Origin of the sequence: Octadecabacter antarcticus 307, assembly GCF_000155675.2 — a bacterium.
Taxonomy (GTDB): domain Bacteria; phylum Pseudomonadota; class Alphaproteobacteria; order Rhodobacterales; family Rhodobacteraceae; genus Octadecabacter; species Octadecabacter antarcticus.
Map to the genome: position 1 here is coordinate 849,989 of NC_020911.1, position 25,830 is coordinate 875,818.

At 57.2% G+C, this 25,830-nt stretch carries 28 protein-coding genes; 22 read left to right on the forward strand and 6 right to left on the reverse strand.

Annotation, left to right across the window (positions count from 1 at the left end):
* The first annotated feature begins 36 nt into the window (after positions 1-36).
* The gene (locus OAN307_RS04400; protein ID WP_015498636.1) at positions 37-489 is read left to right on the forward strand and encodes a methylated-DNA--[protein]-cysteine S-methyltransferase; all 453 of its coding nucleotides are present in this window, start codon (positions 37-39) and stop codon (positions 487-489) included.
* A gap of 5 nt (positions 490-494) precedes the next feature.
* Here the strand turns inward: OAN307_RS04400 and OAN307_RS04405 are convergent, their stop codons facing one another.
* The 4 genes from OAN307_RS04405 to fsa form a co-directional block, all read right to left on the reverse strand.
* Positions 495-1,190, reverse strand: a complete 696-nt coding sequence (locus OAN307_RS04405) for a CDP-alcohol phosphatidyltransferase family protein (protein WP_015498637.1) — start codon at positions 1,188-1,190, stop codon at positions 495-497.
* 26 nt (positions 1,191-1,216) lie between these two features.
* Entirely contained in the window at positions 1,217-2,176 is a 960-nt protein-coding gene (locus OAN307_RS04410) for a tyrosine recombinase XerC (RefSeq protein WP_015498638.1), read from the reverse strand.
* 13 nt (positions 2,177-2,189) lie between these two features.
* On the reverse strand, positions 2,190-2,912 hold the full coding sequence (locus OAN307_RS04415; RefSeq protein WP_015498639.1) for a DUF484 family protein: 723 nt from the start codon (positions 2,910-2,912) through the stop codon (positions 2,190-2,192).
* A gap of 213 nt (positions 2,913-3,125) precedes the next feature.
* Positions 3,126-3,779, reverse strand: coding sequence for a fructose-6-phosphate aldolase (gene fsa / locus OAN307_RS04420; protein ID WP_015498640.1), 654 nt, complete (start codon positions 3,777-3,779; stop codon positions 3,126-3,128).
* A gap of 160 nt (positions 3,780-3,939) precedes the next feature.
* On the opposite strand from fsa, the gene OAN307_RS04425 reads away from it, so the two are divergent.
* From OAN307_RS04425 to OAN307_RS04445, 5 genes are all read left to right on the forward strand, one after another.
* A complete protein-coding gene (locus OAN307_RS04425) occupies positions 3,940-4,125 on the forward strand; it encodes a hypothetical protein (RefSeq protein ID WP_044043203.1) in 186 nt (61 codons plus the stop codon).
* A complete protein-coding gene (locus OAN307_RS04430) occupies positions 4,125-6,317 on the forward strand; it encodes a primosomal protein N' (protein ID WP_015498642.1) in 2,193 nt (730 codons plus the stop codon). The genes OAN307_RS04425 and OAN307_RS04430 overlap by 1 nt, the downstream gene beginning before the upstream one ends.
* 62 nt (positions 6,318-6,379) lie before the next feature.
* Positions 6,380-7,612: an MFS transporter gene (locus OAN307_RS04435; protein WP_015498643.1), complete on the forward strand. Its 1,233-nt coding sequence runs from the start codon at positions 6,380-6,382 to the stop codon at positions 7,610-7,612.
* 3 nt (positions 7,613-7,615) lie between these two features.
* Complete coding sequence (locus tag OAN307_RS04440) at positions 7,616-8,488, forward strand: 50S ribosomal protein L11 methyltransferase (protein ID WP_015498644.1); 873 nt, start codon at positions 7,616-7,618, stop codon at positions 8,486-8,488.
* Between the two features lie 119 nt (positions 8,489-8,607).
* Positions 8,608-8,940 carry a hypothetical protein gene (locus OAN307_RS04445; RefSeq protein WP_015498645.1) on the forward strand — a complete coding sequence of 111 codons (333 nt, stop codon included), beginning with the start codon at positions 8,608-8,610 and terminating at the stop codon, positions 8,938-8,940.
* Positions 8,941-9,083: 143 nt separating this feature from the next.
* Here OAN307_RS04445 and OAN307_RS04450 read toward each other — a convergent pair whose 3' ends face one another.
* Positions 9,084-9,281, reverse strand: a complete 198-nt coding sequence (locus OAN307_RS04450; RefSeq protein ID WP_015498646.1) for a DUF1127 domain-containing protein — start codon at positions 9,279-9,281, stop codon at positions 9,084-9,086.
* Between the two features lie 327 nt (positions 9,282-9,608).
* Here OAN307_RS04450 and ruvC point away from each other — a divergent pair, with 327 nt between their 5' ends.
* The 16 genes from ruvC (at position 9,609) to OAN307_RS04530 (ending at position 25,098) form a co-directional block, all read left to right on the forward strand.
* Entirely contained in the window at positions 9,609-10,127 is a 519-nt protein-coding gene (ruvC, locus tag OAN307_RS04455; RefSeq protein ID WP_015498647.1) for a crossover junction endodeoxyribonuclease RuvC, read from the forward strand.
* Positions 10,124-10,819 (forward strand): Holliday junction branch migration protein RuvA, encoded by a 696-nt coding sequence (ruvA, locus tag OAN307_RS04460; protein WP_015498648.1) that lies wholly within the window; start codon positions 10,124-10,126, stop codon positions 10,817-10,819. The genes ruvC and ruvA overlap by 4 nt, the downstream gene beginning before the upstream one ends.
* 3 nt (positions 10,820-10,822) lie before the next feature.
* On the forward strand, positions 10,823-11,860 hold the full coding sequence (ruvB, locus tag OAN307_RS04465; protein WP_015498649.1) for a Holliday junction branch migration DNA helicase RuvB: 1,038 nt from the start codon (positions 10,823-10,825) through the stop codon (positions 11,858-11,860).
* Between the two features lie 79 nt (positions 11,861-11,939).
* Positions 11,940-12,566 carry a hypothetical protein gene (locus tag OAN307_RS04470; protein ID WP_044043204.1) on the forward strand — a complete coding sequence of 209 codons (627 nt, stop codon included), beginning with the start codon at positions 11,940-11,942 and terminating at the stop codon, positions 12,564-12,566.
* Positions 12,563-12,952, forward strand: coding sequence for a tol-pal system-associated acyl-CoA thioesterase (gene ybgC / locus OAN307_RS04475; protein ID WP_015498651.1), 390 nt, complete (start codon positions 12,563-12,565; stop codon positions 12,950-12,952). Before OAN307_RS04470 ends, ybgC begins: the two co-directional genes overlap by 4 nt.
* A 114-nt stretch (positions 12,953-13,066) precedes the next feature.
* A complete protein-coding gene (gene tolQ / locus OAN307_RS04480; RefSeq protein WP_015498652.1) occupies positions 13,067-13,741 on the forward strand; it encodes a protein TolQ in 675 nt (224 codons plus the stop codon).
* Positions 13,742-13,763: 22 nt separating this feature from the next.
* Complete coding sequence (locus OAN307_RS04485; protein WP_015498653.1) at positions 13,764-14,243, forward strand: ExbD/TolR family protein; 480 nt, start codon at positions 13,764-13,766, stop codon at positions 14,241-14,243.
* Positions 14,244-14,260: 17 nt separating this feature from the next.
* The gene (locus OAN307_RS04490; protein WP_015498654.1) at positions 14,261-15,382 is read left to right on the forward strand and encodes a hypothetical protein; all 1,122 of its coding nucleotides are present in this window, start codon (positions 14,261-14,263) and stop codon (positions 15,380-15,382) included.
* A gap of 97 nt (positions 15,383-15,479) precedes the next feature.
* Positions 15,480-16,802, forward strand: coding sequence for a Tol-Pal system beta propeller repeat protein TolB (gene tolB, locus OAN307_RS04495; protein ID WP_015498655.1), 1,323 nt, complete (start codon positions 15,480-15,482; stop codon positions 16,800-16,802).
* 80 nt (positions 16,803-16,882) lie between these two features.
* Positions 16,883-17,401: a peptidoglycan-associated lipoprotein Pal gene (pal, locus tag OAN307_RS04500; RefSeq protein ID WP_015498656.1), complete on the forward strand. Its 519-nt coding sequence runs from the start codon at positions 16,883-16,885 to the stop codon at positions 17,399-17,401.
* Between the two features lie 36 nt (positions 17,402-17,437).
* Entirely contained in the window at positions 17,438-18,253 is an 816-nt protein-coding gene (gene ybgF / locus OAN307_RS04505) for a tol-pal system protein YbgF (protein ID WP_015498657.1), read from the forward strand.
* The gene (gene tilS / locus OAN307_RS04510) at positions 18,244-19,536 is read left to right on the forward strand and encodes a tRNA lysidine(34) synthetase TilS (protein WP_051067948.1); all 1,293 of its coding nucleotides are present in this window, start codon (positions 18,244-18,246) and stop codon (positions 19,534-19,536) included. Before ybgF ends, tilS begins: the two co-directional genes overlap by 10 nt.
* An 85-nt stretch (positions 19,537-19,621) precedes the next feature.
* Positions 19,622-21,541 (forward strand): ATP-dependent zinc metalloprotease FtsH, encoded by a 1,920-nt coding sequence (gene ftsH, locus OAN307_RS04515; protein WP_015498659.1) that lies wholly within the window; start codon positions 19,622-19,624, stop codon positions 21,539-21,541.
* 145 nt (positions 21,542-21,686) lie between these two features.
* The gene (locus OAN307_RS04520; protein ID WP_015498660.1) at positions 21,687-22,268 is read left to right on the forward strand and encodes an MOSC domain-containing protein; all 582 of its coding nucleotides are present in this window, start codon (positions 21,687-21,689) and stop codon (positions 22,266-22,268) included.
* A gap of 169 nt (positions 22,269-22,437) precedes the next feature.
* A complete protein-coding gene (locus OAN307_RS04525; RefSeq protein WP_015498661.1) occupies positions 22,438-24,114 on the forward strand; it encodes a formate--tetrahydrofolate ligase in 1,677 nt (558 codons plus the stop codon).
* Positions 24,115-24,204: 90 nt separating this feature from the next.
* The gene (locus tag OAN307_RS04530; protein WP_015498662.1) at positions 24,205-25,098 is read left to right on the forward strand and encodes a bifunctional methylenetetrahydrofolate dehydrogenase/methenyltetrahydrofolate cyclohydrolase; all 894 of its coding nucleotides are present in this window, start codon (positions 24,205-24,207) and stop codon (positions 25,096-25,098) included.
* Between the two features lie 22 nt (positions 25,099-25,120).
* Here OAN307_RS04530 and pdeM read toward each other — a convergent pair whose 3' ends face one another.
* A complete protein-coding gene (pdeM, locus tag OAN307_RS04535) occupies positions 25,121-25,792 on the reverse strand; it encodes a ligase-associated DNA damage response endonuclease PdeM (protein ID WP_015498663.1) in 672 nt (223 codons plus the stop codon).
* Between the last annotated feature and the right edge of the window lie 38 nt (positions 25,793-25,830).

Genomic DNA, 25,830 nt, shown 5'->3' on the forward strand with positions numbered 1-25,830 from the left:
GATTGCTATGACGCTCAGAATTGGTGAGGGCGGGGTATGTCCAGCCTCACCGTTCTGACGCAATTTGGCCCCTTGACCGTTTATGAAGAAGACGGCGCGATTGTGCGTGTTGCGTGGGACGGCGCTGGCGTGGATCAAACGCCGCTGCTGCGCGAGGCCGCGCGGCAGTTGCGGGCCTATGACGCTGGCGCGTTGGAGGTGTTTGATCTGCCAGTGCGCGTCAGTGGATCGGACTTTCAGCGTGCGGTGTGCCGTCAGATGTCTGCAATTGCGTTTGGTGAGACCGTGACCTATGGCGATATCGCAAAAGCACTGGACCAATCAGCGCAAGCCGTTGGATCAGCCTGTGGCGGCAATCCTGTGCCGGTGATTATTCCGTGCCACCGCGTGATGGGGGCCAAAGGTCTGACAGGGTTTTCCGGCAAAGGTGGCGTGGAAACAAAAGTTGCGTTGCTGCGCCATGAACGTGCCGGTGGCTTTCTGATTTAGCGGCTTTACCCGTCTTGTCCGTGTAGCACCTGCTGCACAGCGCCAGCGCCGAGCAGATAGATCGACGTGATCATCAAGCCCCAAAAGACGCTGGGCGCGGGATCGAAACTTTCCCAAGCGGCGAAGCCTGCAAAGACGGTCCATGCCAATGCCATGGGGAGAGATATCGCGCGCCAGCGGTCCGTGCGCACAGGGTGCACAAACTTGATCGGTAGGAACATCGCCACTGCGAGAACCGCCACAAGGGCAAGGCAGGCCCACCACGGCGGTGACAATGCGAACAACACCAAGATCAGCATGTTCCAACATCCCGGAAAGCCGGAGAAGGAATTATCGTTTGTTTTCATGCGCGTATCGCAGAAATACAGCGCTGATCCAAAGGTGATCACAATGATGGCCGCCCAGCCGGACCAGCCATCCATCAGGCCGGATGCGTAAAGTGCGTAGGCGGGGATGAACACATACGTGAGGTAGTCGATGATCAGGTCAAGCAACACACCGTCGAACTGTGGCGCGTATCGTTTGACGTTGTAATGGCGTGCCAGCGGGCCGTCGATCCCGTCAACGGCAAAGGCGACGATGAGCCAGACAAACATCGATGGCCAGTCTTTCTGGATCGCTTCGAGCATGGCAAGCATCGCAAAAACTGCGCCTGTGGCGGTCAGAAAGTGGACGCAAAGGGCTTTGGCTTGTGCATTCATTTGGATGTCATGACCGAATGGGGAGGCTAGGGCAAGTCAGGGATCGTCGGTGATTGTCTAGCGGCGCGCGGATGGGCCCGAGGGTGCGCCGCATCATAGACCTTCATTAGACGCGCGGTATCAACGGCGGTGTAGGCTTGGGTGGTGGACAGAGAGGCATGGCCAAGCAGTTCTTGGATGGATCGCAGATCACCACCGGCATTCAGCAGATGGGTCGCAAAGCTGTGGCGCATGGCATGTGGTGTCGCCGTGGCGGGCAGGCCAAGTTGCATGCGCGCGTTTGCCATGACGATCTGGATGGCGCGTGGATACAGCGGACCACCGCGGCTACCGCGAAAGATCGGCTGATCCGCGTCCATCGGGTGCGGGCAGGCTTCCAGATAGGCATTTACGGCGGTACGCGCAGCGGGGATCACCGGCACAAGGCGCTCTTTGCCACCTTTACCGATGATGCGCAGTGTCGCGGGCAGGGGCACGTCGGCGGGGATTAGGCCTAGCGCCTCAGATATCCGCAAGCCGCAGCCGTAAAGCAGCGTGACAACGGCCATATCGCGCGCGGCGATCCACGGCTCACCCGCTTGCAATTGCACGGTGTCGATCATGGCGCGGGCCGCATCGACAGCCAGTGGGCGTGGCAGTTTCTTTTGGAATTTGGGCGAACGGGTCGACAACACGGCGGTGGGTTCAAATCCTTCGCGATCCGCCAGCCAACGGTAGAACGATTTCACCGCCGACAGGCTGCGCGCCAAGGATCGCGCAGCAACACCGCGGCTGCGTTCTGACGCCATCCATGCCCGCATATCACTGACAGTGATGCGTGAAATCGGCCCCAAACCCTGCGCGCCGCTGTAATAGGAGGTCATGAAATTCAGGAACCCCAAAAGGTCGGTCTGATAGGCCGTGATGGTGTTGCTGGCCGCCCCGTTCAGCGCACGTTTATGATCCAGCCAGTCGCCCAACGCGGATGACATAGCAGGTGAGATCATCAACCGCGACCCATCAGCTTAACCAGCGCCGCATGACCCGTTCAAAAACGCCCGCAAAGAACGTCAGCAAATCAGTGCCCTGTTGCGGTGTGAACTGGTGCGGGTCTTCGGCCCCGAAAATCAACATACCCGGAAGGCGCCCTTCACCAAGGTCAAGCTTCATGCACGCCTCAGAGCGGATATAATCTGCCTTGTCGCCAAAAAGCGCTGTGTCGTCAGTGCGGACCTGGCGCAGCGTGACCTGTCGCGCAGGGGCGGCGCGGCCATGGGTGATGTAGTCGTGCACAAAGCCCGGTTCGGTAACCGACAGCACATCGCCAAGCCGCGAGATTGCAGGGTCGGCGTCCGGTATGGCTGATTCCAGCACCAAGCGCACCGCATCGACGCGCAAGATGTCAGATACTTCACCACGCAGATCGCGCAGGAACGGTTCAAACTGGGTCGCATCCATCATCCGCAAAATTGCGCGGTTGATCTGATTCGTTCCGGCAAGATTTTCATACGCTGCGGCAATCACATTGCGATGCGTGTCTTCAAGGCGGTCAAGGCGCGACTCAAGCCGTTCCATCGCGATGCCGCGCAGATCGACAATATTACCGCCCCTGGTTTTCTCATTCGCGGCGACAAGGGCGCGCATAATGTCCTTATCTTCCAGCAAAGCGGCTGGATCAGACATAATTCTAGAACGAACGTCATCGTTCAAAATGCGGGCGTTCAGAAGTGGATCGCTGCTCATACTCATCTCATCTCATTGGTTGAAACAGAGTTTAGCAGACGCAGGTGTGATCCGGCTAGGATTATTTATCCCCGATACAAAGTGTTGCAGGGCGACATTGATGTGAACGTGACCCTGCTTCTTTGGTTCAAAAATACCAATCTTTGCCCAGCGGGTTGAATTTTGCGCAGCAAACTTCAACCCGCTGGGCCCCCGCCCGCGGCACGCGCAAAACTAGACGATCTTGATGTTCGCCTTCTTGGCGTCTGCAAGAAATGCAGCCAACCCGTTGTCCGTCAACACATGGTTCGCCATGGCTTTGATAACATTCGGCGGTGCGGTGCAGACGTCCGCACCGATTTTCGCACATTCGGACATATGGTTGGCGTTGCGGATGGACGCGGCCAAAATCTGCGTCTCAAAGCCGTAGTTGTCATAGATCAGGCGGATGTCTTCGATCAGTTCCAGCCCGTCGATGTTGATGTCATCGAGGCGGCCAATGAATGGTGAGATGAATGTAGCCCCCGCCTTGGCAGCCAACAGCGCTTGATTGGCAGAGAAACACAGCGTCACGTTGACCATATTCCCCTCTTCCGACAGCACTTTGCAGGCCTTCAGGCCATCCCAAGTCAGCGGCACTTTCACGGCGATGTTGTCGGCGATTTTGGCCAGCTTGCGGCCTTCGGCGATCATCTGCTCGGCGTCTGTGGCGACAACTTCGGCGGAAACAGGACCATCGACAAGGTCACAAATTTCTTTCGTGACTTCGAGGATGTTCAACCCCGATTTGGCAATAATCGACGGGTTTGTGGTGACGCCGTCCACCATGCCAAGGTCGTTAAGTTCTTTGATGGCGGCGATGTCTGCGGTGTCTACGAAGAATTTCATGGTTTTTGCTCCTGCTGAGGTTTGGGGGGCTGATGTTAGGGCTAACGGGGTTCAGCGCTGGCATAGCGTAAAGTGGGCTGCACTGGAAGGGGCGGTTGTGTGTGTTCCAGCGCAGGTGTCTAATAGCGCCTGCAACCCCGCTCTCAGGAGATTCCCCCGCATGGACGTTTCACTTTGGATGACATTCGTCGCAGCGACGGTGGCTTTGGTCATCGTTCCGGGCCCTAGGGATGTGTTGGTTTTGACCTATGCACTGACCCAAGGTCGCCGTGTGGCATTGGCGTTTGGCGTGGGTGATTTGATTGCAATGGCTGTGCTGACGGCGACGCTGCGCAAAGCCGCCTAATGGATCAGGCGTTTTTCCACGAAGGTGATTTGGTGGGCGTGCAGACCGCGCAGCCGATTGACCGTATGCTGGATTACAAAGCCCCGGAAGGTGGCTGCCATTTGGGCGCATTTGTTGAGGTGCCATTGGGCCCGCGCAAGGTGCTGGGCGTGGTTTGGGGCGCGGGCAAGGGCGACTTTGACTACAAAAAAGTGCGCAGTGTGATCCGTGTGCTGGACGTTGCGCCGATGGCCGATGAGATGCGGAAATTTCTGATCAAAGCCGCCGATTATACGCTGACACCGATGAACGCGATGTTGCGTCTTGCGACCCGCGCACCAGGATTGGGGGACGCGCCGTCGATGCGCAAAGTTTATCGGCTGGGGTCGGATGAACCGACGCGCATGACTGATGCGCGCGCTAAGGTGCTGGGCGTGCTGCGCGATTACGGCGGTTTGGCGTTCACGCTCAAAGAAATCGCGGAGTCTGCTGGCGTCACGACATCCGTCGTCAAAGGCTTGGTCAAACTGGGTGCTGTCAGCGAAGAAGACGCGCCGCGTGATGTGCCATACCCGCGCCTTGACCCCGACCATGGCGGCAAGCAATTAACGAGCGATCAGGCGGTTGGTGCAAAGATATTGAGCGAGGCTGTGCGGTCGGGCACCTATGGCACCACGTTGCTGAAGGGCGTCACCGGATCGGGCAAAACTGAGGTGTATCTTGAGGCCGTCGCGGAATGCCTGCGCGCAGGGCGCCAAGCCTTGGTTTTGTTGCCCGAGATTGCGCTGACGGCGGAATTCCTCACACGGGTCGAAGCGCGGTTTGGATGCAAGCCTGCTGAATGGCACAGCGGCGTGACGATGACCGAACGGCGGCGTTGCTGGCGCATGGTCGGGCAGGGCGATGCGCAACTGATCGTCGGGGCGCGATCGGCGTTGTTTTTGCCGTACCGCAATCTGGGGCTGATCGTCGTCGACGAAGAACATGACACATCCTACAAACAAGAAGACGGTGTGCTGTATAATGCCCGTGACATGACGGTGTTGCGCGCATCACTGAACGCGGCACAGGTGGTGTTGGCAAGCGCCACGCCGTCATTGGAATCGTGGGCAAACGTTGAGGCTGGCAAATATGCGCGGGTGACGTTGGCGTCGCGATACGGCGCTGCTGTCCTGCCGAAAATGTCCGCGATTGATATGCGAATTGAGGATTTGCCGGGCGGTCGCTGGGTGTCCCCGACGTTGCAGAAAATGGTTGAAAACAGGCTGGAGAAGGGCGAGCAATCGTTGCTGTTTTTGAACCGTCGTGGTTATGCGCCGGTTACAATTTGTCGGGCGTGCGGGCATCAGATCGGCTGTGACGATTGCGATGCGACGATGGTGGAACACCGGTTCTTGAAACGCTTGATGTGCCATCAATGCGGCGAAACCAAACCGATGCCGACAGTGTGCCCGTCTTGCGAGGCAGTGGATAAGCTGGCCCCTGTTGGCCCCGGCGTTGAACGCATGGCTGAAGAAGCGCAAGCGCTGTTTCCAGATGCGCGGGTTGCGGTGTTGAGTTCGGATTTGTACGGGACCGCGCGCGCACTGAAGGAACATATTCAAGCAATCGCGCGGGGTGAGGCGGATGTGATCGTAGGCACGCAATTGGTCGCCAAGGGGCATAATTTCCCGAAACTGACGCTTGTCGGGGTGATTGATGCGGACCTTGGCCTGCAAGGGTCGGATTTACGCGCCGCCGAACGCACGTTCCAACTGATGCGTCAGGTCGCGGGGCGTGCAGGGCGCGCCGATATTGCGGGTGAGGCGGTGTTGCAGACATTCCAACCCGAACATCCCGTTATTCGCGCCATTCTAGGTGGTGATGAGGAGGCGTTTTGGGCTGCCGAAGCAGGCGAGCGTCGCGCGGCCGGCGTGCCGCCCTATGGACGTATGGCGGGGATCGTGTTGAGTTCGCCCAACGTGCAAGAGGTGTTTGATCTGGGCACGCAAATGGCCCGCATGGATGGCCCGCTGCGCAAAATTGGCGCGCAGGTTTACGGCCCCGCACCTGCGCCGATTGCGCGGATACGCGGGCGGCATCGTGTGCGGTTGTTGGTGAAGGCGGAAAAATCCGCGCCCCTGCAACAGGCATTGGTGGCGTGGGCGGCGCAGTTCAAGCTGCGGGGCGAATTGCGCATGGCAATCGATATTGATCCCCAAAGCTTTTATTAGACGCGATTTGACGTGCATTTGTGGGTTCGACAATCCGCAGAGGCGGGCGTAGAGGCTATGAGATGAAAACCATCCCCCTTTCAGACGCGCAAAGCCTGCCTTTTTGGCGCCGACCCGTGACGCTGTTGTTCTTGATGGCGGCGGCGATGCCGATTGCGTTTTCGACATGGTCGGCGCTGTTGAATAACTTCGTGATCGAGGTCGCAGATTTTGATGGCTCGGACATCGGCTGGCTGCACACAGTGCGTGAAATTCCGGGATTTTTCGCAGTTGGGGTGATCGTGCTGTTGATGCTGTTTCGCGAACAGGTCTTGGGGCTTGTGGCCTTGGTTATGCTTGGCGTTGCGACCGCGCTGACGGCGCAATTTCCGTCCATCGGTGGGATTTTATCGATTACGATGCTGAGTTCGATTGGCTTTCATTACTATGAAACGGTCAATCAGTCTTTGCAGCTTCAATGGATCGACAAGGCCCGCGCGCCGCAGACATTGGGTTGGATCATCGCCGCCGGATCGGGTGCTACGTTTCTGGCCTATGTGCTGATCGTGCTGACATGGGAGGCGTTCGATCTGTCGTATTCCATCGTTTATTGGCTGTCGGGCGGGATCACGGCGCTGATCGGTCTGTTCTGCCTGTTTGCATATCCGCAATTTGAAGCCCCCAACCCACAGCGCAAACAATTCGTGCTGCGCAAACGCTATTGGCTTTATTACGCGCTGCAATTCATGTCCGGTGCGCGGCGCCAGATTTTCGTGGTTTTCGCGGGGTTCATGATGGTCGAGAAGTTCGGCTTTGCGGTGCACGAGGTTACGTCGCTGTTCTTGATAACCCTTATGGCCAATATGGTGTCCGCGCCGCTGGTCGGTAAAGCGGTCGCGGTTTTTGGCGAACGCCGCGCGCTGGTGTTTGAATATGTCGGGTTGGCGGTGATCTTTTTCCTGTATGGCGGTCTGTATTTCTTTGGCTGGGGGGTGGTTTTAGCGTCGGCGCTTTATATTTTCAACCACATTTTCTTTAGCCTCGCGCTGGCGCTGAAGACCTATTTCCAGAAGATCGCCGACCCGAGCGACATTGCGCCCACAGCGGCGGTCGCATTCACGATCAACCATATTGCGGCGGTGTTTTTACCGGCGGGTCTGGGGTATTTGTGGCTGACGTCGCCGCAACTGGTTTTTCTGGCAGCAGCCGGCATGGCGGTTGTATCGCTCGTGCTGGCGCTGATGATCCCGCGCCATCCGGTAGATGGCAATGAGACAGTTTTTGTACGCCTGCGTGCGCCACATCCTGCGGAGTAGACCATGACCACATTCACAGCATTTACTACGATGATGGGCAAATCCTCCGCTGACGTCATGAGCGGCGCGATGGAGGGCATGCAACCTGCACCGACCGGCGTCGGGGTGTTTGAAGTCGAAGACAACAGCGGCTTGTGGGAGGTTGGCGGTTATTTCGTGGACGCACCTGACGGTGTGTCGCTCGCATTGCTGGCCGCGACATTCGGGGCCAAGCCGTTTGTTATCAGCGAGTTGCCGGAAACCGACTGGGTCGCCCATGTAAAACGTGAATTACCGCCCGTAGAGGCGGGGCGGTTTTTTGTTTACGGATCACATGACGCCGATGCGCTGCCAGAGGGTCGCGTCGGCCTGCTGATCGACGCGGCGATGGCGTTTGGCACTGGGCACCATGGCACGACGCTGGGCTGTCTGCGGGCGTTTGATCGCCTGCTCACCAACGGTCACGGTTTCGCAGACGTGGCCGATGTCGGGTGCGGCACAGCGGTGCTGGCGATGGCTGCAGCCAAGACCACGGATGCAAACGTGATTGCGAGCGATATTGATCCGGTGGCCGTTGGGGTGGCTGTTGTAAATATGGCGGCAAACGGCATGGGCGATGCGGTGGTGTGTGTTACGGCGGCCGGTTTCGATGATCCAGCGCTGGCGGGCGCGGCCCCATTTGATCTGATATTCGCAAACATCCTTAAGGGGCCGCTGGTCATGCTTGCACCCGACATGGCAAAAAACGCCAAAACAGGCGGATTCGCGATTCTATCTGGACTGTTGAACGAACAAGCCGACGAAATTATCGCGGTTTATGCCCGATCCGGGTTTAATCTGGTACATCGTGACGAGATTGTTGAGTGGACCACGTTAACCCTGCGGCAGGGAACTTAGAAAAACAGCATTCGAGCCGGTTTTTATTTGAATTTTAAGGATTTGCCACATTTTCGCCCGATTTGGACGGGAAATCAGAGATGTGCGGTGGGGGCCGAAATTAAACGTTAGGCTGCCCCATGACGATTAGTGCTTCTTTGGATAAGCGCCTGAACAAGATTGTACGCAACCGAACGCGCACGCGCCGCAATGGTGTTGTGTACCGTGTGGGCAGTGATGGCCTGATCCGCTCAGGCCCGCGGCTTGTGCGGCCACGTTTTCCGATCAAAGGCACGCTGATTATCGTCGCCTTGTTTATAGCATTCAAAGCGTTGTTGTTTGCGCAGATGGGTGCGGGCAATTATGCGCTGAAGATCGATGCGCTTCGGATTGGTAGCATGGTTGAACAGGCGGGCGCGGTCATCATGCAAGAAGAACCTGTGACAGTTGTGCTTGGCGGATACCTGACGTAGTATTTTTTCCAGCGCTAGGGCGCATCGATTTCCGTTTCTTCCTCAGGAACACGAAAAAGGCCGCGCTCAGAAATGAGGTGCGGCCTCTGGGGTTTGGGTCCGTGGTGACAGGTTTAACCTGTTCATTTCGCCGATTGGCAAAATTAGCGGATCAATGTGCCGGTTGCGATGGCTTCGATGTCGCCACGTACAAGGCCGATGTCGTCCAGCTCACGTGTGGTCAGTTTGCTGAGCGAATTGCGCGTCATGCGCGCGTCATTCCAAGACACCAATGAGGCGATAATGGAAACGAATGAAAAACCGGATTTGACGGTTGCGGTGCGGAAGTCGATGGCGGCCATGATGTAATCTCCTGATTAGTGTGGGCTGGCGCGGTTTCTGTCTGTCTTCTGACAATTGGCAGGTAGGTCGTCTATCTGCGCCGTACCAGTGCCATTTGAGCAAGGGTGATATGCGCATTCTGCATGACAGAGATTTGGGTTAATAGGTTGTAATAAAGCTGTAAAATAACATGAGTAATTGTCGCAGGCGTGGATCGGAATGACGTTTTCAGACTTTGAATATGACGGTTCTGTGATGCCCCTGTGGCCCATATGAAGATGAGGGATTGGCGGGTGTTCGCCTTTTGTGCTAAGCGGTTGGTTAATGAATAAAAAAAGAGGGCAGTTATGCGGGTATTGGGCATAGATCCAGGACTGGTGAACACGGGTTGGGGCGTGATTGTGGTAAACGGATCACGGCTGAGCCACGTGGCCAACGGCGTGTGCAAGTCGGGCAAGGGCGACCTGGCGGTGCGGTTGTTGGCGCTGCATGATCAGCTCGAAGCGGTTATTGCAGAATTTGCGCCAGACGCCGCCGCAGTGGAACAGACATTTGTGAATTCCAACGGTGCGGCAACGCTGAAACTGGGCCAAGCGCGCGGTATCGCGATGCTGGTACCAGCGCGCGCCGGGTTGGAGGTTGGGGAATATGCCCCGAACGCAATTAAGAAGGCCGTTGTCGGGGTTGGTCACGCAGATAAGGCGCAGATCGCACATATGGTGAAACTACAGCTGCCCGGCGTGATGTTGTCAGGGCCGGACAGCGCGGATGCATTGGCGATTGCGATTTGCCATGCGCATCATTTGCAGTCAGCGTCGGCCAGAGAGAGAGTCGTGCCAGCGGCGCGCAAGGAGAACGTGGCATGATCGGGCGCATCGCAGGACGGCTGGAATACCGCGCCACCGATCATGTGCTGATCGATGTCAAAGGTGTGGGATATATTGTGTTTGTCAGCGACCGTGTCATGGCAACGCTGCCGCGTGTCGGGGAGGCGGTGGCGCTTTATACCGACCTGCTGGTGCGCGAGGACCTGCTTCAATTGTTCGGGTTCACCACGTTGGTTGAAAAGGAATGGCACCGTTTGTTGATGTCGGTGCAAGGCATCGGCGCGAAGGCATCCTTGGCGATTTTGGGCACGCTGGGCGCAGATGGCGTCAGTCGGTCGATTGCCATGGGTGACTGGGCAACCGTGGCCACGGCAAAGGGCGTCGGGCCAAAGACGGCCAAGAAAGTCATTCTGGATTTGAAGGATAAGGCGCATAGCGTCATGGCCATGGCGGGAACGGCAGCTGGGGCTGCGTCTGCGGCGGGCGGGGTGGCGTCAGTATCTGCTGACGCAGAGACCGACGCCGATGCGGATGCCTTGGTCGACCGATATGATGGCCCTGCTGCGGGCAACGGCGCCGCACAATCCGAAGCACTGTCCGCGTTGAGCAATCTTGGATATGGCCCGTCAGATGCCGCTGGTGCCGTGGCGCAAGCGGCGGTCGAAAATGACGGGGCGGATACAGCGGTGCTGATCCGTGCCGCGCTGAAATTGCTGGCACCGAAGGGGTAAGCGATGACTGAGCCTGAGGATCCATCGCTGCAACCCGAACGCCAATCCGAAGACGTTGCCCGTGAAGGCGACCGCGCGTTGCGTCCACAGATGTTGTCCGAGTTCGTTGGACAGGCAGAAGCGCGGGCGAATTTGGCGGTGTTTATTGAATCTGCCAAGCGGCGCGGTGAAGCGATGGACCACACGTTGTTTCATGGGCCGCCGGGCCTTGGCAAAACCACGCTGGCGCAGATCATGGCACGCGAATTAGGTGTTGGGTTTCGCATGACGTCGGGGCCTGTTCTTGCCAAGGCGGGGGACCTTGCGGCGATCCTGACCAATCTGGAAGCGCAGGACGTATTGTTTATCGATGAAATTCATCGGCTCAATCCGGCGGTGGAAGAAGTCCTATATCCTGCACTGGAGGATTTTGAACTGGATTTGGTGATTGGTGTGGGGCCAGCGGCGCGCACGGTGCGGATCGAATTGCAGCCGTTCACGTTGATTGGAGCGACGACGCGCATGGGCCTGCTGACGACGCCATTGCGCGATCGGTTCGGTATCCCGACGCGGTTGGAGTTTTACACGGTTGAGGAACTACACAAGATCGTCACGCGCGGTGCGCGTTTGATGGGTGCGCCCGCGACACCGGACGGTGCACAAGAGATCGCCAAACGTGCCCGTGGCACGCCGCGTATTGCGGGCCGATTGCTGCGCCGCGTGGTCGATTTCGCGATTGTTGAGGGCGATGGAACAGTGACCCATGCCATTGCTGACAGCGCGTTGACGCGGCTTGGGGTGGATCATCTGGGTCTGGACTCTGCGGACCGGCGGTACCTGACGTTGATCGCTGAGAATTATCAGGGCGGGCCTGTGGGAATTGAGACCATGTCGGCGGCTTTGAGTGAGTCCCGTGATGCGTTGGAGGAGGTCATCGAGCCGTATCTGTTGCAACAGGGACTGATCCAACGCACCCCGCGTGGCCGCATGTTGGCGCAAAAGGCATGGACGCATTTGGGCATGGCTGCGCCAAAACCGCCGAGCGATTTGTTTGATGGGTAAAGACCCTGCGGGGCGAGTTTATTGGCCAAGATGAAGGCGGAACCTTTCACTTGGCCGCAAATCCCTTAACTAGAGTAATATGATGGATGTTTTTGATATTGAGCCTTTGTTCACCCGCGCTGATGGCACCTATTTGTGTGCCCGTTGGGGCCGCCCTATTGTGCCTGTAGTGTTCGGCGTTGAGGACGACACGATCAGCCTTTTGAAGGGCGCGTTCGAGGCGGTGTGCGGTTTGGCACGCCACACAATGGCAGAGACCGACCCGGAACTGGGCGCCAATGTGATGATGTTGTTCTGCCGAGAGTGGGGTGATTTAGCGGCTGTGCCGGATCTGGATCGATTGGTGCCAGAATTGGCGGAACTTGTCGCACGGTTGATTAAGGCGGACGCGAACCAATACCGGATTTTCCGGTTTGATGACCAAGGTGCCATTCAAGCCTGTTTCATATTCTTGCGCATGGATGAACAGTTGAGCGAGGTTTCCGCCGACACGTTGGCGTTGTCGCAAGCTGTGCAATCCATTGTGCTGTGGTCGGATGTAGCGTTTATGAATGCGTCGCCACTGGCGATGGCGGGTGGCAATGCGGTCTTGCGCCCCGACATCGCGGGTGTGATCCGTGCGGTTTATGACCCGGTGATGCCAGCCGTGGCACAAGACGCCAGCCACGCGTTGCGATTGGCCGCACGGATTGAGGTTTTGCATTGACCCATCGGTTTCCATTGCGGGTTTATTACGAAGACACAGATTTTGGTGGCATCGTCTATTATGCCAATTACCTGAAATTCATTGAACGTGGCCGCAGTGAATGGGTGCGTGACAAGGGCGTCGATCAGGTGGCCATGAAACGTGATGATGGTGTGGTGTTTGCGGTGCGCCGTGTCGAGGCGGATTATTATTCGCCTGCGCGATACGACGATGAATTGGTCGTGGTGACAGCTGTTGAGGCCGTCACCGGAGCGCGATGGATCGTGCGCCAAACGGTTGAGCGCGGCGGTGAGGTGTTGTTCAGCGCCCTTGTCACGATTGTTGCGATTAACGAAGCGGGCGCACCTACGCGTCTTCCGGCGGCTTTTCGCCGAAATCTAAACTAAAGCCCGCGTCCAATTACGAGTTTATGCGCGTTTTGTTGGCTATTCTGTGCAAGCTGGGCTACATCTGGTCCCAATCAGAGGCCAAAATCGGTCCGTTAGAGCAGAGCAGGCGTTATGGAAGCAGCTACAGATTTCACAATGTGGGGCATGTTTGCCCACGCAACCATCCCCGTTCAATTCGTTATGATTTTGCTGATCATCGCATCTGTGTGGTGCTGGGCTGTGATCGTCGACAAGTGGGTTCAATATCGCAAAGCCCGCGCCGAAGCCCGTATATTTGATGAGGCGTTCTGGTCTGGCAATCCGCTGGACGAATTGTTTGACCGCATCGGTGCCACGCCAAAGGGGTCGTCGGAAAAGATATTCGCGGCCGGAATGTTGGAATGGCGCAGGTCGCACCGACAAGACGGTGGATTGATTGCAGGGGCCACAGCGCGGATTGACCGATCCATGGACGTGGCGATTGCCAAAGAAACCGAACGCTTGCAGCGCGGATTGACCGTGCTGGCGACGGTTGGATCATCTGCACCGTTTATCGGGCTTTTGGGCACCGTGATGGGTATCATGAACGCGTTTATCGAGATTGCCGAGCAGCAGAACACCAACTTGGCTGTTGTCGCACCCGGTATTGCCGAGGCGCTTTTGGCGACGGGTCTGGGCCTGATGGCGGCAATTCCTGCCGTGATTTATTACAACAAATACAGCGCAGATGCGGACCGTGTTGTCAGGGGCTACGAAGCGTTTGCCGATGAATTCGCGACCATTCTTAGCCGTCAGTTGGATTTTTGATCCGTGGGGCGGGGCGCTTATAATGGCTGGTAGTGTCATCAAATCCGACGGCGACGGGGGTGGGCGTCGTGCGCGCCGCCGTGGTCGCCGAACTATGCCGATGAGCGAGATTAACGTCACGCCGTTTGTGGATGTGATGTTGGTATTGTTGATTATTTTTATGGTTGCGGCCCCGCTGTTAACTGTCGGCGTTCCGGTGCAATTGCCTGAAACGGCCGCCAACGCGCTGCCGAGTGATGATGAAGAACCTTTAACGGTCACACTGACTGCGCAGGGTGAGGTTCTGATCCAAGCGAGTGTTGTCGCACGCGCGGACCTGATCGCGCGATTGCAGGGCATCGCGGCGCAGCGTGACGGCGACCGGATATACCTACGGGCGGATGGCGCCAATGCGTGGGACGATGTGGCGCAGATCATGGGCGCGCTGAATGCTGCCGGATTCAACAATATCGGTCTGGTTACAGACATTGGCGGGCCGACGTTGGACGGGCAAGACGGGTAGGCGCAGATGAGCCCTAAATGAGCATCGGAACCACTCTTTCAGGCACGGGACACGCGGCTTTGGTCGTGTGGCTGGTCGTGGGCTGGGGCATGTCATCTGATCGGCCACCGTTCGAGGTGATGGAGGTGTCCGTCATGTCGGGTGCAGAATTTGCGGCGCTGACGCAAGGTGTGCAGCCGGACCTTCCCGCAAGCGAACCGGCGGCGATTGAACAGCCCGTGGTGGATGAAACGCCACCCGTGCCATTGGTGGAAACCCCGCCCGAGGTGGCAGAGGTCCCAACGCCTGTCGCGCTGCCTGCCGCTGAAACACCGCCCGAAGCGCCTGATTTGACAGTGCCAGAAACGGTTGTGACAGACGTTGCCCCCGATATTCCGGACATGCCGCAGATCACCACGCCAGCGCCGTCTGCCGAACTTGGCACCAGCCTGCGCCCTGTGCCACGCGCCGCGCCGCGCGTGGCACCCGAAATTGTCGCCCCGCCAGAACCAGATGCCACCGTCGCACCAGAGGTGGCACAGGCCGCGACCGAAGAGGTTGAGGCCCCTGTTGAGGAAACAGTTGAGCCAGCTGCGGAAACGACTGCGCCAGAGGCTGCGGCAGACCAGATCGTAACGGAAGCCGAAGAACCAAGCTTTGCGCCTGAGATTTCATCGCGGCCACAAACGCGGCCACAACGGGCGGCAGTTGGCGTTGTTGAAACACCGACCGAAGACGCCGTTGATCCCGTTGTGGCAGCTTTGGCCGCTGCTGGTGCCGTTGAAACGCCGACCAGCACCCCGACGTCGACACCAAACCCGGGATTATCAGGCGGGCAGTTGTCGGAAGGCGATAAATCGGGATTTTTGCGCCAGATCGGGAATTGTTGGAACACTGGCACGCTGTCCACGGGCGCACAAAACACAATCATTGATATGGTTTTCGACATGACACCCGATGGCCGCCCCGTGTCTGGATCCATTCGACTTGATGGCTTTTCTGGTGGCACTGCGACGGACGCTGATGCCGCCTTTCAAGCAGCGCGGCGGGCCTTGTTGCGGTGTTCAGGTGACACCGGATATGATTTGCCGCGCGATCAATATGCGCAGTGGCAGCGCGTTATTTTAACAGTCGATCCGACAGCGATGCGCCAACGATGAAACACGCCCAAACCATACCCCGAATTCCCGCAGTGATCCGCGCACTTAAAAACTCCCCGTTGAAGTTGCGGGCAATCCAGTGAGTATAGGCGACATGATGACCAGATTTATGACTTTTTTCGCGGCGATTATCATCGCCTTTGCATTCATACCGCCCGCGACGGCGCAGGAACCTTTGCGGTTGACCCTGCGCGACGGTGTGATTGAGGCATTGCCGTTCGCACTGCCCACATTCCAAGCAGAGGTTGCCGGGTCTGACGGCATGGCCGCAGACATCAGCCGCGTGATTGCCGCAGATTTGAACGGCACGGGCCTGTTCCGTCAAATTCCGAGTTCCGCGTTTATTTCGACCCCGGCAAGTTTTGGCAGCCCGATTGCGTTTGCCGACTGGCGCGCGATCAATTCGCAAGCATTGGTGACGGGTGCGGTGGCGGTGAACGGCAATCAGGTGACGGTAAAGTTCCGTCTTTATGATGTGTTCAGCGGTGCTGAGATGGGTGAGGGGTTGCAATTTGCTGGCACGGCGAGCGGTTGGCGTCGCATGGCCCATAAGGTGGCCGACGCCGTTTACAGCCGGATCACAGGTGAATCCGGATATTTCGACAGTCGGGTTGTTTATGTGGCGGAAACTGGCCCCAAGGACGACCGCGAAAAACGGATCGCGGTCATGGATTATGACGGTGCGAATGTTCAGTATCTGACCGATAGCAGCACGATTGTTCTGGCGCCGCGGTTTTCGCCCAGCGGCGACCGAATCCTTTATACCAGCTATGAAAGCGGATTTCCGCGTATCAATATTTTGGATGTGGCCACCGTGATGCGCCAACAAATGCGGACGGCGGATGGCGAAATGGCATTCAGTCCGCGCTTTAGCCGTGATGGGCGGCAGGTGATTTATTCACTGGCCAACGGTGGCAACACCGACATCTACCGCACGGATTTGGCCACAGGTCAGAACATGCGTCTGACCAACACGCCCGCGATCGAAACCGCGCCGAGCTTTAGTCCGGATGGGTCCCAGATCGTGTTTGAATCTGATCGTTCTGGCACCCAGCAGCTTTATATGATGTCCGCAAATGGCGGTGAGCCGCAGCGTATTTCCTTTGGAAATGGCCGATATGGCACGCCCGTTTGGTCGCCGCGCGGTGATCTGATCGCGTTTACCAAGCAGGAATTAGGGCGTTTCCATATCGGCGTGATGCGCACGGACGGCACCGAAGAACGTCTGTTGACGTCGTCATTTTTGGATGAGGGTCCAACATGGGCCCCCAATGGGCGGGTCATAATGTTTTCACGCGAAACCCAAGGGTCCGATGGCACGACGGGGCTGTATTCCGTGGACATCACGGGGCGCAATCTGCGACGCGTCACCACACCACAAGGCGGGTCCGATCCGTCCTGGGGGCCACTACAACAGTGATCACGTATTCGCGATTCTCAATTTCAATCAGGCGTGCTACGGTGCGTCATCGAGCACATAAAAGAAAACGGGATATACCCATGAAACACTTTATCACAGCGGCTTTGTTTGTCGGAGTTCTCGCGCTGAGCGCCTGTACCAATGCCGACCGATTCAACAATTTCAACGGAGATGGTCAGGACGGTGCAAACAACATCGACCAATCCACACTTGGCGGAAACGACGACCCGTCCAGCCCGCAGTTTTTCAGTCAGACCATTGGCGACCGTGTGATGTTTGCGGTCGACACGTCCACGCTGACCGCCGAAGGGCGTAATACGTTGGACGGGCAATCTGGCTGGCTGTCCACCAATTCCGACTATCTGGCCGTGATCGAAGGCCACGCCGATGAACAAGGGACACGTGAATATAACCTTGCGCTGGGCGCACGTCGCGCCAATGCGGTGCGCGAATATCTGATTTCTAAGGGTTTGGCATCGAGCCGAATTCGAACGGTGTCTTACGGTAAGGAACGCCCAATTGCGGTCTGTTCTGAAGAATCTTGCTATGCACAGAACCGCCGCGCTTTGACGATCATTTCAATGGGCCAAAGCAGCTAATTCGGTTCAGCTATGCGGTACGTTCGGGGGAACAATATGTTAAGAACACTAGCCCTTATTGTCGCGATGGCCGTCCCTTCGGGGGCGGCTTTTGCGCAAGACCAGACATTGGCAGATATCCGCGCTGAACTGTCGGTCTTGTTTGGTGACGTGGCTGCGTTGCGCGCTGAATTGGTCGCGTCCGGTCTGTCCGGGCAGGGGTTCGCTGGAACCACGCCGTTGGATCGATTGAATACCATTGAGGCAGAGCTGACACGCCTGACATCCAAAACCGAAAATCTGGAATTCCGCATCACCCGCATCACGCGCGACGGCACCAACCGCATTGGCGATCTGGAGTTTCGGTTGTGTGAGCTTGAGGCGGGCTGTGACATTGGCGCCCTTGGTGAGACTCCGAGCCTCGGTGGCGTTGACGTAGAACCAACTGGCCCTGCACTTGAAACGCCCTTGGCGGGCGGGCAGTCGTTGGCGATTGGTGAACAAGAGGACTTTACGCGGGCGCAGGCGGCGATCGCCTCCGGTGACTTTCGCGGCGCCGTTGACCTCCTTGCGACCTTCAATGAGACCTATCCGGGAAGCCCCGTAGCCGCTGACGCAAATTTGTTGCGGGGGCAGGCGTATGAACAAATGGGTGAAACGACGAATGCTGCGCGTGCATATCTCGCGGCGTTTTCCGGCAATCCTGAGGGTCCGGTGGCCCCTGCCGCGCTGACCAAACTTGGTAGATCGCTCGCCGCCTTGGGCCAACAACGAGACGCTTGTGTGACTTTGGGAGAGGTCGCGACGCGGTTTCCGGGGGCGCCGGAAGTGGGCGAAGCGCAAGACGTGATGGCAACGCTCGGGTGCGGCTGAGCAGTGAACAGCTGATCCCACTTGGGAACGACGGCAGTCTGATCCATTCCATTGACACAGCTTTTTTGACGTCTGAGCCAAAGAAAATCGGTGTTGCAGTATCGGGTGGTGGCGATTCCATGGCCCTTTTGCATATGTGCATCTGGTGGGCGAACCTTGTGGGTGTCACCGTTGAGGCTGTGACAGTCGATCATGGATTGCGGGCAGAAGCGGCTGATGAAGCAGCAGTCGTGGCGGCCTTTTGCAAGGATCAGGGGGTTTCCCATAGCGTTTTGAATTGGGACGGCGCGCTGGCTGAGGGTAATGTTCAAGCCGCCGCACGCGAGGCGCGCTATGCGTTGATGGCAGGTTGGGCCAAGTCGCGCGGTATTGCACACATGATGCTGGGCCATACGGCGGACGACATCGCAGAAACGTTTTTAATGCGCCTCGCGCGCACATCAGGTGTCGATGGGTTGGCCGCTATGGACGCGCGGTTTGATCGGGACGGTGTGAAATGGGCGCGACCGCTGTGGGAGCAACCACGCGCCCAATTGCGCAACTATTTGCGCCGCCATGATGTGGGCTGGGTAGAAGACCCCAGCAACGAAGATCTGTCCCAGACCCGCCCCAAGGCCCGCAAGATCCTTAATGCTTTGGCGCCTTTGGGGATCGACGTTGGAACGTTGAAATCCACGGCAGCATTCCTGTCGAGCGCCAGGAGTGCGTTGCAATGTTGGGCTGCCGATGAGGCGCGGCGGGTTGTGACGTTCGAGCATGGCGACGTTATCATCCCAACGCGATCATGCCCGCCGGTTCACACGGAGATCGAGCGTCGTCTGCAATTGGCCGCCATTGGGTACATCAATGGTGAGGGGTATCCGCCGCGTAAAATGGCGCTGAACTATCTTGATGTGGCATTGTTAAAACAAGACAGGCACACCGTTGCGGGGTGTTTTGTGACTAAGGTGGATGGCGGTCTGCGCTATTCGCGTGAACTCAATGCCGTGGAAGGCCCCATCGTGTGGTCCAACCGAAATGTTGCCAAAATTTGGGATGGGCGTTGGTCGCTGAGCGAAGACCAAAATCATGACAGGGCAGGTGATTTGACCATTCGCGCCCTTGGCGATACGATGAAAGATGTTCCCGACTGGTGCGAATCTGGCCTACCTCGCGCCTCGCTTATGGCGTCACCTGCGGTGTTTGATGGAGAAACGCTTATCGCGGCACCTGTCGCGGGGCTACAAAACGGATTTAGCGCGCGCATTGTCGCGGATTTCGCTTCTTTCCTGCTTTCCCGTTGAACTCAAACCCCAAGCCTCTATCTTAGGAGGGTGGAAATCAGACCAGTGGTTTGTGTTCCGAATGAATTTCTAAAGGAGTGTCGCTTTGGGCAACGCACGTAATTTGGCCTTCTGGGTCGTGCTTTTCGTTCTCGTTATTTCGCTGTTCAACTTGTTTGGCAACGGACAGGGAACAACGCAGACCAACGAAAAAAGCTATTCGGAATTTGTGCAGGCGGTTGACGCAGGCGCAGTTTCGCAGGCCCGTGTGGATGGCGAAAAGCTGTTCTATCGTGGGTCGGACAATCGCACCTATCAAGTGATTATCGGGGCGGACACAGGGGTTACGGACCTGTTGATCGACAGTGGTGTCCCGCTGACGTTTGAAGAGCAGCAGCAATCTGGCCTGACGACATTCCTTGTCAGTCTGCTGCCATTCCTGTTGCTGATCGGTGTGTGGATTTTCTTTATGAACCGGATGCAGGGCGGCGGCAAAGGTGGCGCGATGGGCTTTGGCAAATCCAAGGCCAAGATGCTGTCAGAAAAGTCGGGTCGCGTGACGTTTGATGACGTGGCGGGCATCGATGAAGCCAAAGAAGAACTGGAAGAAATCGTTGAATTCTTGCGCAACCCGCAGAAATTCTCACGGCTTGGCGGTAAGATTCCGAAAGGTGCCCTTCTTGTGGGCCCCCCCGGTACGGGTAAAACACTGCTGGCACGCGCCATTGCGGGCGAGGCTGGTGTGCCGTTCTTTACGATTTCCGGTTCTGATTTTGTCGAAATGTTTGTTGGTGTGGGTGCATCACGTGTGCGCGACATGTTCGAACAGGCCAAGAAAAATGCGCCCTGTATTATCTTCATCGACGAGATCGACGCAGTCGGTCGTGCGCGCGGTGTTGGCATGGGCGGCGGCAACGACGAACGCGAACAGACATTGAACCAATTGTTGGTTGAGATGGACGGTTTTGAGGCCAACGAAGGTGTCATCATCATCGCAGCCACCAACCGCAAAGACGTGCTCGACCCTGCGTTGCTGCGCCCCGGTCGTTTTGACCGCCAAGTCACTGTGAGCAATCCAGACATCAAAGGTCGCGAAAAGATCTTAGGTGTCCATGCGCGCAAAACGCCGCTCGGCCCCGATGTTGACTTGCGGATTATCGCACGTGGTTCGCCAGGGTTTTCGGGTGCAGACCTTGCCAACCTCGTGAACGAGGCGGCCTTGACTGCGGCCCGTATTGGTCGGCGTTTTGTGGCGATGGCCGATTTTGAATCCGCCAAGGACAAGATCATGATGGGGGCTGAACGTCGCTCAATGATCATGACGGACGCGCAAAAGGAGATGACGGCGTACCACGAGGCGGGCCATGCGGTGGTTGGTATAACGATGCCTAAATGCGATCCGGTCTATAAGGCCACGATTATTCCGCGCGGTGGTGCATTGGGTATGGTGATGAGCCTGCCAGAGATGGACCGGCTCAATATGTTCCGCGACGAATGTCACCAGCGTTTGGCGATGACGATGGCGGGCAAAGCTGCTGAGGTCATCAAATATGGTGAAGATCAGGTGTCCAACGGTCCGGCTGGTGACATCCAGCAGGCCAGCCAGTTGGCGCGTGCGATGATCATGCGCTGGGGCATGTCCGACAAGGTCGGCAATATCGACTATTCTGAAGCCCACGAAGGATATTCCGGCAACACCGGTGGTTTTTCGGTCTCGGCCGATACCAAGGGCATGATCGAGGACGAGGTTAAGGCGTTCATCGAGACTGGTTATCAAAAGGCGCTCGAAATTCTTAAGGAAAAGAATGTCGAGTTTGAACGCCTTGGTCAGGGTCTGTTGGAATACGAAACGCTGACAGGTGCCGAGATTAAGCGCGTTATGGCGGGTGATACGCTGAATCGCGATGATGACGATGACGGTATGGATATCCCACCGGTGTCTGGCAATTCGGCTACAGCTATCCCGAAGACTAAGCCACGCAAGCCTAAGAGCGACGGGAACATGGAACCAGAACCGTCTGTGTAAGCTGATTGTGCGATGACAAAAAAACAGCCCCCGACCCGAAAGGTTCGGGGGTTTTTCGTTTCTGGCATTAATAAAGGGGCCCGCCAAGATTTGGCTTGAGCCTGCGACCGCTTCGCGCCACTTTCGCACACAAAGGAGAGACGTCATGCCCGCACTCAAGCGAACCCACTACACCGCCGAAATCGTCTGGTTGGGGGCCGTGATGACCGATGTGCGCGACGCGCTGATCGCACCCGCCCGCGACATGTTGGAGCTGACATTTGATGGGGTCGAAGGCGCGTTTCATGCCGGTCTGACGCGGCCCGCCTGCATGCGTGTGAAATCACAATACCCCAAAGGCACGTCGATCAAGAATGAACGCCAGCTTAGCATCGTGAGCCAAGAGGAGCTTGACCAGATTGCCGCCAAGATGGGTGTTGATGCGGTCGACCCTGCGCGTCTGGGCGCGACGATGGTGATCAAAGGCATTGCCGATTTTAGCCATGTGCCACCGTCTTCGCGGCTACAAGCGCCCAGTGGCGCGACGGTGACGGTGGATATGGAAAACCGGCCCTGCCTGTTTCCGGCTAAATCTTTGATGGTGGACCACGGTGACAGCGCGAAAGGGTTTAAACCTGCCGCCAAGGACCGTCGCGGTGTGACGGCATGGGTCGCGGCAGAGGGGCGTGTGGTGGTTGGTGATGTCCTGACTTTGCATATCCCGGACCAGCCAGAATGGGCGCCGTAACCTGCAAATCTGACTGTCCGCCGATTCCGACGGCGAAACTGTCGTTATCGCGTTCCATATCTTGTCACTGCCGTGTTTACGGTGTGCCAAAGCGCAACATCATGAGTGTGCGCCCAAATCATAACGGACGCTTCGTCCAGACGATCAAACATGAACTGAGGAAAAGACCATGGGTTACAAGACTGACATCGAAATCGCACGCGAAGCCAACAAGAAGCCGATCCAAGAGATTGGCGCGAAGCTGGGCATTAGCAGCGATGATTTGCTGCCATATGGTCACGACAAGGCGAAAGTCAGCCAGTCGTTCATCAATTCCGTTCAGGGTAACAAAAGTGGCAAACTGATCCTTGTCACTGCGATCAACCCGACGCCTGCGGGCGAAGGTAAGACAACGACGACGGTTGGTCTGGGCGATGGTCTGAACCGCATCGGCAAAAAGGCCGCTGTTTGTATCCGCGAAGCATCGCTTGGGCCAAACTTTGGCATGAAGGGCGGGGCCGCTGGTGGTGGCTACGCGCAGATCGTGCCGATGGAAGACATGAACCTGCATTTTACGGGTGATTTCCACGCGATTACGTCTGCGCATTCACTGCTGTCGGCGATGATCGACAACCATATCTATTGGGGCAATGAGCTGGAAATCGACATTCGCCGCGTTGTGTGGCGTCGTGTCGTTGACATGAACGACCGCGCTTTGCGCCAGATCACGGCGTCTTTGGGTGGGGTGGCCAACGGGTTCCCACGCGAAGCGGGTTTCGACATCACTGTGGCGTCCGAAGTCATGGCGATCCTGTGCCTGTCCAATAACCTCAAAGACCTCGAAAAGCGGCTTGGCGACATGATCGTGGCCTACCGCCGCGATCGGAGCCCTGTGTTCGCACGTGACATCAAAGCCGACGGCGCGATGACGGTGCTGTTGAAAGACGCGATGCAGCCGAATTTGGTGCAGACGTTGGAAAACAACCCGGCGTTCGTGCATGGCGGGCCGTTCGCCAATATCGCGCATGGCTGTAATTCGGTCATCGCGACGACGACGGCGCTGAAGATTGCCGATTACGTTGTGACCGAAGCAGGGTTTGGTGCCGATCTTGGCGCTGAGAAATTCATGAACATCAAGTGTCGCAAGGCAGGTCTGGCACCTGATTGTGTGGTGCTGGTCGCGACAGTGCGGGCGATGAAAATGAATGGTGGCGTCGCCAAGGCAGATCTTGGAAACGAAGACGTCGCGGCTGTGAACAATGGCTGTGCCAACCTTGGCCGTCACATCGGCAACCTGAAATCTTTCGGGGTTCCGGTTGTTGTGGCGATCAACCACTTTGTCACTGATACTGATGCAGAAGTGCAGGCCGTGAAGGATTATGTGAAGACCCAAGGGTCCGAAGCGATCCTGTCGCAGCACTGGGAGCATGGATCCAAGGGGTCCGAAGCATTGGCAACACGCGTGGCTGAAATTGCCGACAGTGGCATCAGCGCATTCGCACCGATCTACCCTGATAACATGAGGCTGGCCGATAAGATCCAAACGATTGCCAAGCGCATTTACCACGCGGACGAGGCGTTGATGGATCAAAAAATCCGCGATCAACTGAAGTTGTGGGAAGAACAGGGCTATGGCAACTTGCCGGTTTGTATGGCGAAAACGCAATACTCGTTCTCAACTGATCCGACGTTGCGCGGTGCGCCGACTGGGTTCTCTGTGCCGGTGCGCGAAGTGCGTCTGTCTGCGGGTGCGGGTTTTGTGGTGGCTGTCTGTGGTGAGATCATGACGATGCCGGGCTTGCCGCGCGTGCCGTCCGCTGAGAACATTCATTTGAATGATGACGGCCAAATCGAAGGTCTATTTTAATAAACTGAGGGCGGGACGTCGCTGTTTGGCATATGCCAAAGGCGCCCTGCCCACCGTCCCCACACGGGGGCTAAAATTTAGGGGACTACGATGACAGCCACGGTAATTGACGGAAAAGCCTTTGCAGCCAAAGTGCGCGGATTGGTTGGTGAACAAGTCGCCATGCTGAAGGCGGATCACGGGATCACACCCGGTCTGTCTGTCGTGCTGGTCGGGGACGACCCTGCAAGCCAAGTCTACGTCAAATCCAAAGGTAAAATGACTGTCGAGGTTGGCATGAAGTCGGTCGAGCACCGCATGGACGCCGACGTGTCTGAGACGGATTTGCTGGCGATGGTGCAAAGCCTGAACGTTGATCCAACCATTCATGGCATTCTTGTGCAACTGCCGCTACCGGAGCATTTGAACAGCGATCTGGTGATCAATTCCATCGATCCAGCCAAGGACGTTGACGGGTTTCATATTTCTAACGTCGGGCTGCTGGGCACGGGTCAAAAGGCCATGGTTCCCTGTACGCCGCTGGGATCGTTGATGATGCTGCGCGATCAACTTGGGTCGCTGTCGGGTCTGAACGCGGTGATCATTGGCCGGTCAAACATTGTTGGCAAACCGATGGCGCAGCTTTTGCTGGGTGACAGTTGTACGGTGACGATTGCCCATTCGCGGACCAAAGATTTGGCGGATGTTGTGCGCCGCGCGGATATCGTTGTGGCTGCCGTTGGCCGTGCGCAAATGGTTCCCGGTGATTGGATCAAACCGGGTGCGACGGTGATTGACGTTGGCATCAACCGCATCGACAAGCCAGAGGGTGGCACACGTCTGGTTGGTGATGTTGATTATGACAGCTGCGCGGCCGTTGCTGGCGCGATCACGCCCGTGCCGGGCGGTGTTGGACCGATGACGATTGCCTGCCTGCTTGCCAATACTGTGACGGCGTGCTGCCGTGCAAACAATCTTGCGGAACCGGAAGGTCTGACTGCCTAAAGGGTTTTTGGACAGGTTTCAGTTAACGACTGGTACAGGCGGCCAGTGGAACGGGCATGGCGTGTTTTCCGGTCAGAATTGCAATCGCATCGGTGGACATCAGATCAGCCAAAACCGCGTGATTTGCTGACATCCCACCGGTGTAGGCCCCGAACGCGGGCATAATCAGGCGCGCCTTATCCAGTAGAAAGCACGGTCTGCGCCCCACACCGCGAAGGGTGGCTTTGGGATGGTAATGGCCCGAAATTTCGCCTGATACTGCGCGCAGCGGTTGTGCAATATGGCGAAATGTAAGTGCACTGCGTTGAATTTCTGCCATGTGCGACCCACCCAAATCCACCGGGCCAGGGTCATGATTGCCTTCGATCCAGATCCATTCACGTCCCGCCTGCAAACGGGCCAGCGTTGCGCGGGTTTCATCGCTGACGGATTTTGCCGCACCCAGATCGTCGAAACTATCGCCCAGACAAACCACTTCCACAGGGTCGGTCGCGGCAACGGCTTCTTGCAGCCGCCACAGGGTTTCACGGGTTTCATAGGGCGGCAACAGTGTGCCGCCGCGCCGCGCAATCCGTTCGGACTTGCCAAGATGGAGGTCGGACACGCATAGAATACGCGCAGCAGGGTACCACAGGGACCCATCTGCGCGCGCGTGCAAAAGGACCTTGGCAAGGTTGAAAACGTGATCGTTCATGATCTGTTCTATGACGGGCCTTTCGCCCAAGGTCCAGC

Bases quoted from the DNA above. Each gene is read 5' to 3' on its own strand.
- OAN307_RS04400 (WP_015498636.1), top strand. From the start codon at position 37: ATGTCCAGCCTCACCGTTCTGACGCAATTTGGCCCCTTGACCGTTTAT.
- OAN307_RS04405 (WP_015498637.1), bottom strand. From the start codon at position 1,190: ATGAATGCACAAGCCAAAGCCCTTTGCGTCCACTTTCTGACCGCCACA.
- OAN307_RS04410 (WP_015498638.1), bottom strand. From the start codon at position 2,176: ATGATCTCACCTGCTATGTCATCCGCGTTGGGCGACTGGCTGGATCAT.
- OAN307_RS04415 (WP_015498639.1), bottom strand. From the start codon at position 2,912: ATGAGCAGCGATCCACTTCTGAACGCCCGCATTTTGAACGATGACGTT.
- fsa (WP_015498640.1), bottom strand. From the start codon at position 3,779: ATGAAATTCTTCGTAGACACCGCAGACATCGCCGCCATCAAAGAACTT.
- OAN307_RS04425 (WP_044043203.1), top strand. From the start codon at position 3,940: ATGGACGTTTCACTTTGGATGACATTCGTCGCAGCGACGGTGGCTTTG.
- OAN307_RS04430 (WP_015498642.1), top strand. From the start codon at position 4,125: ATGGATCAGGCGTTTTTCCACGAAGGTGATTTGGTGGGCGTGCAGACC.
- OAN307_RS04435 (WP_015498643.1), top strand. From the start codon at position 6,380: ATGAAAACCATCCCCCTTTCAGACGCGCAAAGCCTGCCTTTTTGGCGC.
- OAN307_RS04440 (WP_015498644.1), top strand. From the start codon at position 7,616: ATGACCACATTCACAGCATTTACTACGATGATGGGCAAATCCTCCGCT.
- OAN307_RS04445 (WP_015498645.1), top strand. From the start codon at position 8,608: ATGACGATTAGTGCTTCTTTGGATAAGCGCCTGAACAAGATTGTACGC.
- OAN307_RS04450 (WP_015498646.1), bottom strand. From the start codon at position 9,281: ATGGCCGCCATCGACTTCCGCACCGCAACCGTCAAATCCGGTTTTTCA.
- ruvC (WP_015498647.1), top strand. From the start codon at position 9,609: ATGCGGGTATTGGGCATAGATCCAGGACTGGTGAACACGGGTTGGGGC.
- ruvA (WP_015498648.1), top strand. From the start codon at position 10,124: ATGATCGGGCGCATCGCAGGACGGCTGGAATACCGCGCCACCGATCAT.
- ruvB (WP_015498649.1), top strand. From the start codon at position 10,823: ATGACTGAGCCTGAGGATCCATCGCTGCAACCCGAACGCCAATCCGAA.
- OAN307_RS04470 (WP_044043204.1), top strand. From the start codon at position 11,940: ATGATGGATGTTTTTGATATTGAGCCTTTGTTCACCCGCGCTGATGGC.
- tolQ (WP_015498652.1), top strand. From the start codon at position 13,067: ATGGAAGCAGCTACAGATTTCACAATGTGGGGCATGTTTGCCCACGCA.
- OAN307_RS04485 (WP_015498653.1), top strand. From the start codon at position 13,764: ATGGCTGGTAGTGTCATCAAATCCGACGGCGACGGGGGTGGGCGTCGT.
- OAN307_RS04490 (WP_015498654.1), top strand. From the start codon at position 14,261: ATGAGCATCGGAACCACTCTTTCAGGCACGGGACACGCGGCTTTGGTC.
- tolB (WP_015498655.1), top strand. From the start codon at position 15,480: ATGACCAGATTTATGACTTTTTTCGCGGCGATTATCATCGCCTTTGCA.
- pal (WP_015498656.1), top strand. From the start codon at position 16,883: ATGAAACACTTTATCACAGCGGCTTTGTTTGTCGGAGTTCTCGCGCTG.
- ybgF (WP_015498657.1), top strand. From the start codon at position 17,438: ATGTTAAGAACACTAGCCCTTATTGTCGCGATGGCCGTCCCTTCGGGG.
- OAN307_RS04520 (WP_015498660.1), top strand. From the start codon at position 21,687: ATGCCCGCACTCAAGCGAACCCACTACACCGCCGAAATCGTCTGGTTG.
- OAN307_RS04525 (WP_015498661.1), top strand. From the start codon at position 22,438: ATGGGTTACAAGACTGACATCGAAATCGCACGCGAAGCCAACAAGAAG.
- OAN307_RS04530 (WP_015498662.1), top strand. From the start codon at position 24,205: ATGACAGCCACGGTAATTGACGGAAAAGCCTTTGCAGCCAAAGTGCGC.
- pdeM (WP_015498663.1), bottom strand. From the start codon at position 25,792: ATGAACGATCACGTTTTCAACCTTGCCAAGGTCCTTTTGCACGCGCGC.